The organism is Gammaproteobacteria bacterium, assembly GCA_013697705.1.
Lineage (GTDB): Bacteria > Pseudomonadota > Gammaproteobacteria > UBA6002 > UBA6002 > UBA6002.
In genome coordinates this window covers 1-8,676 of record JACCWJ010000015.1, presented here as the reverse complement: position 1 = coordinate 8,676, position 8,676 = coordinate 1, and the positions used below count along the sequence as shown (strand labels likewise).

4 protein-coding genes are annotated in these 8,676 nt (G+C 37.0%); 1 reads left to right on the top strand and 3 read right to left on the bottom strand.

Annotated features, from left to right (window positions below; all coding sequences use genetic code 11):
- Positions 1-79: 79 nt before the first annotated feature.
- Positions 80-319 (bottom strand): hypothetical protein, encoded by a 240-nt coding sequence (locus H0U71_03215; protein ID MBA2654061.1) that lies wholly within the window; start codon positions 317-319, stop codon positions 80-82.
- A gap of 666 nt (positions 320-985) precedes the next feature.
- On the opposite strand from H0U71_03215, the gene H0U71_03210 reads away from it, so the two are divergent.
- Positions 986-3,802 (top strand): hypothetical protein, encoded by a 2,817-nt coding sequence (locus tag H0U71_03210; GenBank protein MBA2654060.1) that lies wholly within the window; start codon positions 986-988, stop codon positions 3,800-3,802.
- Positions 3,803-4,583: 781 nt separating this feature from the next.
- On the opposite strand, the gene H0U71_03205 is transcribed toward H0U71_03210, so the two are convergent.
- A complete protein-coding gene (locus H0U71_03205; GenBank protein MBA2654059.1) occupies positions 4,584-5,324 on the bottom strand; it encodes an HAD-IIB family hydrolase in 741 nt (246 codons plus the stop codon).
- 231 nt (positions 5,325-5,555) lie between these two features.
- Complete coding sequence (locus H0U71_03200; GenBank protein ID MBA2654058.1) at positions 5,556-7,751, bottom strand: hypothetical protein; 2,196 nt, start codon at positions 7,749-7,751, stop codon at positions 5,556-5,558.
- Positions 7,752-8,676: the final 925 nt, after the last annotated feature.

The following is an 8,676-nucleotide window of genomic DNA, read 5'->3' as shown; positions in this document are numbered from 1 at the left end:
TTTTACATTTCTCTTTTATGCCTTTGGCTATCTTCAATGAAAAAATGCTTAAAGTTAATAAACTTATGGTAGATTAATGTTACCGATGTGTCCGGCCACTTTTGTTACCTATGTGCCGGTCACACAGAGCATCAACCACAGGGGTGTAAAAATAAAATGACAAGGCTCTAAGATAGCGCGAATTTTGATCTTGCTGTTTACTGTTATTGATTGCTATTAAGTCTTGAACAGGAACTTTGTTATTTTCAAACTGATAAGTTAGCTCAGTCAAAGCAACTTCGTTGCCTTTGACGGCTTGTTTTAATAATTCACTAGGCATTTTTTATTCCTATTTAATGTTATCAGCTATTCAATAGACTGCTTATATCATAATATAGCAATTTTATGTAAATTAAACAAATTCACTAATGCTTGGGTATTGATAATAGGTCCCAGCGATTCAGGTAGTTGCCCTTAAGTCTAAACCAAGAAAAGTCTTTTAAAGGAATTCATAAACATTGTGCAGTTAGCGGTAACGCCCGAAAAAGATTTAGCAAAATCAGTTTAGTGTAATATCAGCAGTAGAATTTTCCACAAACCATAGGTGGCGCGCGCTGGTAATGTGTTATCACATTATTAAAAACGGTTGATTTTTAGACCGACCTTTGTAAGACTACAAAAATACAAATTTAATATAAAAACTACGTTTGAGAGATTCATGAGGTTATCGGGTTTAGCAATTTCATTCCTTACTAAAACAAAAAATGCTGTCAATACTATTTAACCGAACTGAGCAGAAAAGCGCTGAGATAAATCATAGCACTCCTGTTACTGCTGAGTTGTTTGGGCTATTGGAGTTAAACGTATCATTGCTTAGGGCCGCCATCGCCAACCAACCATCCACGCTCTCCCCTTCGTTCTTGTAAAGATTTTGTGCTCCCCATAAGGACCATGACCGAAATGATACTTCGCCAATGGCTTTATTCATCTAACTCCAAGGATTTTCATGCCAACCCTAAATGTCAAACTTACTTCTTCTGAAGAAAATTTAATTGATAAAGCACTAAGCCCTTTAGAGCATTTACCTTCCCTGTCTGCGGTCGATCTTTTAGCTGCCATTAAAACAGAAAAGATGAATTCACCTATTATGCAAGCCATTTATAAGATTTTGACAGATGAAGAGGGGGAAACAAAGGGAGAGCGCACTTATTATGACTCAGCAAATTTAATGACTATTGGAGTGGGTCTCAACCTTGCGAATTATGATGCTAAAGCTGTTATTATGACGGTATCTAAGGAATTGAATGTAGATCCGGCTTGGAACTTTGAACAACTCCAAAGCCAACAAAACAAGCCTGATAAAAAATTGACCATACCTGAAATTAAGCTCATTTTCTATTACACCCTCACAGGCACCACCTACCCTCAAGACAATAAATCGACCATTGTATATGAAGGTAAAATAGACAGTCTGATCCACCGTTTGGAGGACTGGGTTCTCGGATTATCTCATAAGACTTTTCAACCAAGAGAATTGGTGTGTTTATTGAGCATGGCCTTTAATAATCCCGGCAAACTTATTGGTCAAGAAATTTGCGATGCATTAGTGAGATATAGTGATACAAAAGACTCACTTGAAGTAGTTTCACAAATAATGGAATGTTCAAATTCCGTCTACCACGAGAATGGCACACCAAACAAAAGTTCTAATGGTTTGCAAAACCGTCGAATGAAAGAGGCGAGAGTTTTTGTAAATAAAGAAATGCATATCAGCTATCGTAAATTCAAAGCAATTGAAGAAGCACTGGGTTCTGTGGTGCCCCGCTACGGAGATCCGATATATAGCCAATCATACGGTGAAAACGAACTCACTTTTCCTGGCGCACCAGACTTGAAAATTGAAAGACTTTTCCCCGGAGATGGCAAACCTCCGTTATTAACTTATTACGGTTCGCATAAAAATGATCCCATCATCGTTGAAAAGGATACCAAAAGCCCCGTTGTGTTCGGGGGTGGTGGCAATCACCTAATCGAAGTAGGACCTAAACCGAACTCTCTAGGAAATAGCTTCCCCTACTTAGCAGGAGGCTCTGGCTCCTGCCACTATAAATTAACGAGTCAATCTGGAAAAGTACTGATCAATGCGCCCAATGGTGAGGGCAAAATAACGATAGACGATAAATATACTCTCCAAGGTATTATGACCGCCACGGATACTGCCAAGAAACAATATAAGTTAATCAGTAAGGGGCAAACGTTTAAGCTACAAGAGGCAACTCTCTCTGAAAGTAATCAGCTGGGCATTTCCTGGGAGGACCCCCATAATGATATCGTCATACCAAACTATGCTAGTGGTCAATTAAAGTTAGTGATGGGTGAGCCTTCTTTTGAGGTTCATTTAAATAGAGATGCACGGGACGGGCTTTTAATCGGCCCAACACCATTAGCGAGCCCTAATCGTTTTGTTAATCTTTATTATAAAAAACCACCTCCAAAATCAACAGATCCGGTGCAGCTCTTTGTCAATATAGTCGATGGCAAGGGGAAAATCATTCGCTCCTATACTTTAGCTAGCCACCCGCACTATCAGCATACTACTCCCTATGACAATACCTATGATCTACAAGTAGGAGGTAACTCCCTTGCGGTATATGAAGATGGATCTTTTATTGTAGTTTGGGGTACTAGCAGCACAACAACTCCTAACTTTATAAACCCCAAGGAGGAATATGAGACCCGACAAGAGACAAGCCTATATGCTGTTGTTTGTTCAGAAAAAGGTATGGCTAGTATTCCCGTAATGCCATTAAACAACGCTTCTTTTTGTGAATTAACAACTACCTTGATTGAGGATGAAAATCATGTCCCTAAGGTAGTTAGGCGAGAAGGCGCAGAAGTGAATATGGCTAATTCAACTAACTCAGAGTCACTGTACAAAGAAATGGCTGCGCCACAGGTTCTGTGCAGAGAAAAGGGTTATGTAATATTGTATTGCATTAAGTATGTAGCTAATTCTTTTTTTCAAAAAGACTTAATGTGCCAAACTGAGTCTCGCCGAAGCTATGTTTGCGCTAGATCAAATCGAGAAAAAATTTATTTCTTACCCACTATTGCGCCTTTAGCTAATGGTAATTTTGTGTTGGCCATTCAGAATATAGTTTCTGATGGGAGTGAGGGTAAATTTCTAGCTCGCGTTAGCACTCACATTATGAATCCATCGGGCAAGATGGCTACCAGTTTTAGGATTAAGAATGCTTTTACAGATAATTTTTCTGTTTCGTTATCTTCCGCAGGCAAAGGATTTATGATAGCCACTAAAGATGAAAAAGGACTGCGGACTCAAGTATATAATGGTCATTCTTGGTCAAATGAACTATCTCATGATGGGCCTTCATTTCTAAGCATATTCAGTAAAGCGCTGGGGTACGACTATACCTTACTGTGCTGGCCTCATTTAACTAGTAGCAATAGTAATACAGTCATGTGTAAGGTATTACTTGTTGATGCAAATAATCAACCTATTGGCGAGCCAACCGTTGTGGCTGATACATTCCCTACAAATGTTGAAATAATTAATAAGCGGGAAATGTTTATCTGGCTCGACACAGAAAAAGCTTATCTTTTCAAGACGGGTAACTTGCCCGCCATAAAACCAGCTCAAACTTCCCATCTCCATAATAATAAAAATTGTCATTTTCAACCTGCGCCCAAAGATGAATGTTTATCGACGGGCTTTGGCGACTTTATTTTAATTAATAATGATGATGATGAAGAGCAAACAACTCAAACAGAGGCTGACCATAAATCTTGCCTTCTTATGTAAGTATAATTAAGGCAAGTTTGAACATTTTCGGAATAGTTAACAGGATGCCGCAACCCATTACACGTATTAGTTCCGACCTAATCTGACAAAAGACTTGAAAAAAGACTTGAAAAAAGACTTGAAAAAAGTAAGGTTACCCGTTTTGATAGTTAAGTATTCCGCCAAAATTAAGTGTTGGAAGGTTGCTGGGATAACCAAAGCGAATACCAGTCGCAGACTTAAAGAAAAACTCTCGTTTTGAAGGAAGTTTATTGAGGCACAGATGGAATATGGTCAGATGGATTCTTTGTGTTTTTATATCTCGGAAAAGGCTCCGCGTTTATAGGGCTTGCATTGTTACTGGATTCATTTCTTCACTTATTCCTTGTTTTAATATTATTTCTAATTTTGGGATAATCCTACTGTCAAAAAGCACCAATTACTTCTAGAGGAAAAACGTACCTGCTAAGGACGATGCTGCCAATGCAATCGCAAGGCGAATGCAAAAAACAAGTTATTATCGAGACCAGCCCACCAAAAGTCTTAGATAAAAATGCAGCTAAACTTTGTTTGAATATTCAGCTATTCAAAATAGCTTCAAATTGGGCGCCACTTATAAAGATATCTAGAACGCAGAAATGGGGCACAAGGGATTAGGTGAAATATAAAGACGCCATAAAAAAATTAAGAACCAATTGCAAGATGTCAGGCGAAAAAATTTTTATTTTTGAAATTGACGGCATTCCAAAATACAACGATTACATCCCAAATCATGACCCATACTTATGAAAATTCAAACGATTTAAGCAAATAATTCCATTCTTTCAAAAAATTTTAAACCGTCGATAATACCGAGTAAACCTGGAAATTTACTGCTATAAACATTAGATAATTCTTTGATTGCGGTTAAGAGTTTCGGCTCTGCATTTCCTACTGCAATACTTTTCAAACCTGTCTGGAATAATGATAAATCATTTAAAGAATCACCACTTGTTATAACCGTTTCAGCATTTACATCTAAGGATTTCAACAATTGTAGCAAGGTAGAACCTTTGTTAACCCCTTTTGGTACAATATCTAAATAGACATCGCAGGACAAAATTGTGTCACAGCCTGCATCCGCTATTTTCTGTAAAGTAACATCTTCTAGAGTTGACGGCTCATAGTAGTAAGCAACACGATAAGGTGGATCGATGGGTTGCAATTGAATACCTTTGTCGTCACGCAGTAATTCTTTCAGTCTATCATTAGCGTTATTCCATTTTTCAATAATAGGATTTTGCAAATGCTCAACTGGACTAAAAGTTGTTCCATCAACGATATGAGTTCCGTGGTCACCAATAACATAATGAGGGAAAGGTAAATAACCTTGAATGCAAAACTGTTTAACTGTTGCAATAGGCCGACCAGTGACATAGATTAATTGAATATTGCTACGAAGATGGGTCAATTTATTATAAAAAAAATTTTTGACTTCAGTATCTCCTTCTAAAAAAGTTCCATCTAGATCCGTAGCTAACGTTAATTCATATTGATTAAGCATGAGGATACCCCAGTTATTTTGTTAATTATATTGAGCTTATAAGCACGTACTTAGTCAGTTCATTGTAATAAGTGTCTTAACTTTTGCCCACATTTTTCACTTGGGCCCCCAGGCTAAGCAACAGGTTATAGTTAAATCATTGAGTTAAGTAAAGTTACCTCAATTATGATTCAACGAATCCTCTGCCAAAATTACCTTTTCCATGATTCAATGCGAAGATTATTAATATCCTTAACTTGGCTTTAAGCCTGAGCTCTCGCCTTTAACTTTTTTTAATTCATCCAGCTTATCTTGAGTATTTTTTGTAATCTCATTTGATTCCCCTAACAACTCTCGCCGGATAGAATAACTTTTCTCATAATTATCAATTGCATGACGTTTCATTTCAAGACGAAGATAGCTAGAGGCAATATTATAATGATATGTTGCTAATGTTGTGCTTTTGGCCTGAATTTCACTATAAAGGTCTATAGCAGATTTGAACTCCTTAATTGCGTGGGGATAATTTTGTTGTTTAAATAAGGCAAGAGCTGTTTGGGCTTTTTTAGCCGCCTCTACAAGAGCCTTACAATCATTTAATTTTTTTATGGCACGATCCAAATCCTCTTTTAGAATATTTTTGTTTTCAAATAACAGGGCACGTAAATCAACCGCTTTAGCAGCAAATTCGGCCGCTTTTTGATACTGATCTTGCTTAATACAGCTAGAGGCCAATGAATAAAAACAGGTGGCTTGTTCCTTACTATTCTCATCACAGATTAGACTTGATCTAATAAATAATTTATTAGCAAGCGTATAATTTCCCTCTTTAAAGTGCTCAGCAGCCTTCAAATAAATTTGTTGCGAACTTGAGAGACTCAAATTTCCTTGACTGTAGCTAGTTAAGTTTTCCTTTAGCAGTAATAGTTCATTAGATGTGCTAACAGCCTCTAAATGGTGGATTTTATCCAAAATCCGCCTTGAAATCTCTTCTATTTCTGCCTTGTACGGTTTATCCCCAAAAGCATCCTGATATCTTAATAAGAGACTAATAATGGCGGGTTGCAGTATGCCTTTATGCTTAATTCGCTCATATAAATCAATTCGATAGTACAGATGATAAAGTAATATTAATGTTGTGTTGAGATTTTTGCTTTTGAAGAGCTGACAGCTACTATCATCTAATTTTTTGTGAATAGATAATCTCAAATTATTTTTGTACAAAGCAGCTAGATTATTTTTCTCACTAATAATTGCAGCATAGTAACTATCTTCAGTGGTGTTGAATAGATAGGAAACAACCGGCGTTAAGGACCGTATTATATCATTTGATATAGTTTCATATAGCTCATGACTTAGCAGGACGGTATAAGGGAATTTCACCTTTGCTTTTAATACAGCGAGTTTTTTTCTAGCGGGGGCACTTACCATGGAATTTTGGTCTCTGCTTTCTATTTCACAATTTTTTATGTGATAGGAAATAGTTTCATCCCATAATAATTTTTCAGAGCTTATGGGTGTCGTAGGCAACTTATAATACATTTCTGAAACACGCAGCGATAATTTATCTGTCTCACTATCGTAATGTGCGACTACTACTGGTCTTACTGTCGGCCGAAATTTCGAGCCTTGAACTTCTAATAATGCTGGGGCAATACACTCTTGCGCTATACAATACCGGATACCACTTTCGGTTATTTTACCATCAAGCTGTACAAGACTGTTTTTTGACTCTGGATCGTCGAAATGTGGTAGTTTTAGCATCTTAAAAGGATTTTCATCCGCCAGCCATTTTAAGACTTCCAGCGTTTTTTCTTTAGGAACCAACACAATCCCACAGGCTCTTGATCCATCAACCGGTTTTAACACCACATATTCCGCTCTAAACTTGGCTAAAGTGGGTTCGATCGAGACAAGGTCATCTAGATTTAGAACAGCTTCTGGCGGCATAGCCTCAGGAGAATGACGATGGAATATATCGCTCATTGCATTTTTATCACAGAAAATCCGAAACATCATGGAGCTATTAATTACAGGAAGAGTAACTCCTTCCGCAATCAAAACGTCTGAATAATGGAATGGCTGGCCCATAGGTATAGGCTCTGTCACAGCAATAATAGCTCCTTTTTGATTAAGGGATTGCTTTTGTGAAATAAATTGTTCTAGCGTGCATAACGAAAGCCTATTTTTATTAGCGTTAAAAAAGCCTTCACTTACTCCAAAGTTAAGGTACATTTCTTGCTTATCAGCGGGACTAACGATATAGATATGTTCATAAAATTCAAATAAATTTGTAACAATTTTCTCTTTGGTTAGTAGTCTATTCTTAATTTCTTCATCGATATGATATCCAACTCTAATTAATCCAGGTCCCGACTCATAAAACACAAATTTATTTTCAGGCGTAATAGCACCATCAAAATTAATAACAAATGTCTGTTTTCCCATCTTGTCCCCACCTTGTTGCCATGATTAATATAAGGATCTATTTTAATCAAAATTAATGAGAGAATTACTTAACTTCGTACCTTTGGGGTAGCCGTTGACCTTAAAAATAACTTCTGTAATTTTTCTCGAAGCTGCAGTACCTTGAAAAAGAAAAGATACTTCTACAACAGAAAAAATTGTTTCTGCAAAGTAGCAATTTACCATCATTTTGTTAAACTAATCTTAAGGAGATTTTAATTTTTCGGGATTTAATTTCGAACTGAACAAATTGAATCAAATTAAAGGTATTTTAGGGTCCCTAAAAAGAGGCTAAAAAGCATTCGTTGAATCATATTGTAGGTAACTTGTTGGCGAAGCTTTGGTAATAAAAGGGTTTGTGATACACATTTTTAATAGATATTGCCCGCTTGTTCATTTATCACTTGTATAATAGTCTTGTGTTTATAATTAATTATCGGCTCTAGAGATCAATCACGCTCAGCTTCAACAGCTTTGATACCTAATTGCTTAAAATGCCGTTCTAGCAATCTGTCACAAAAAAGTCACACCCCTTGATTCAAGTTATTGGTGCTCGCTTTATGGCAAATAAAAGATTTCATAAAAGACTCAATAACAATAACAGCCGGCTATCAAGATGAGATAAATTTAAGGCACCACTCGAAATTTTTAAAGCAATATTCTTGAATTCGACACGCCATCTCAAAGAGGCGCTTTATTACAATAGCAAATATTAAGCAGGGTAAAGGCTGATATCTTCGTACGATGGAGCTTACCTAGGTCACAAGAAGGGGTGATGTATTAAGTGACCCCCATGTCTAGACCAGCAACCAATTAAATTTTAGGAGATATCACCCTCTTAAAATTAATAAAATATTTGTTGAGCCTGTGGGTATGTGGGTATGTGGGTAACTCGAGCTTGCGAGAG

Bases quoted from the DNA above. Each gene is read 5' to 3' on its own strand.
- H0U71_03200 (MBA2654058.1), bottom strand. From the start codon at position 7,751: ATGGGAAAACAGACATTTGTTATTAATTTTGATGGTGCTATTACGCCT.
- H0U71_03205 (MBA2654059.1), bottom strand. From the start codon at position 5,324: ATGCTTAATCAATATGAATTAACGTTAGCTACGGATCTAGATGGAACT.
- H0U71_03210 (MBA2654060.1), top strand. From the start codon at position 986: ATGCCAACCCTAAATGTCAAACTTACTTCTTCTGAAGAAAATTTAATT.
- H0U71_03215 (MBA2654061.1), bottom strand. From the start codon at position 319: ATGCCTAGTGAATTATTAAAACAAGCCGTCAAAGGCAACGAAGTTGCT.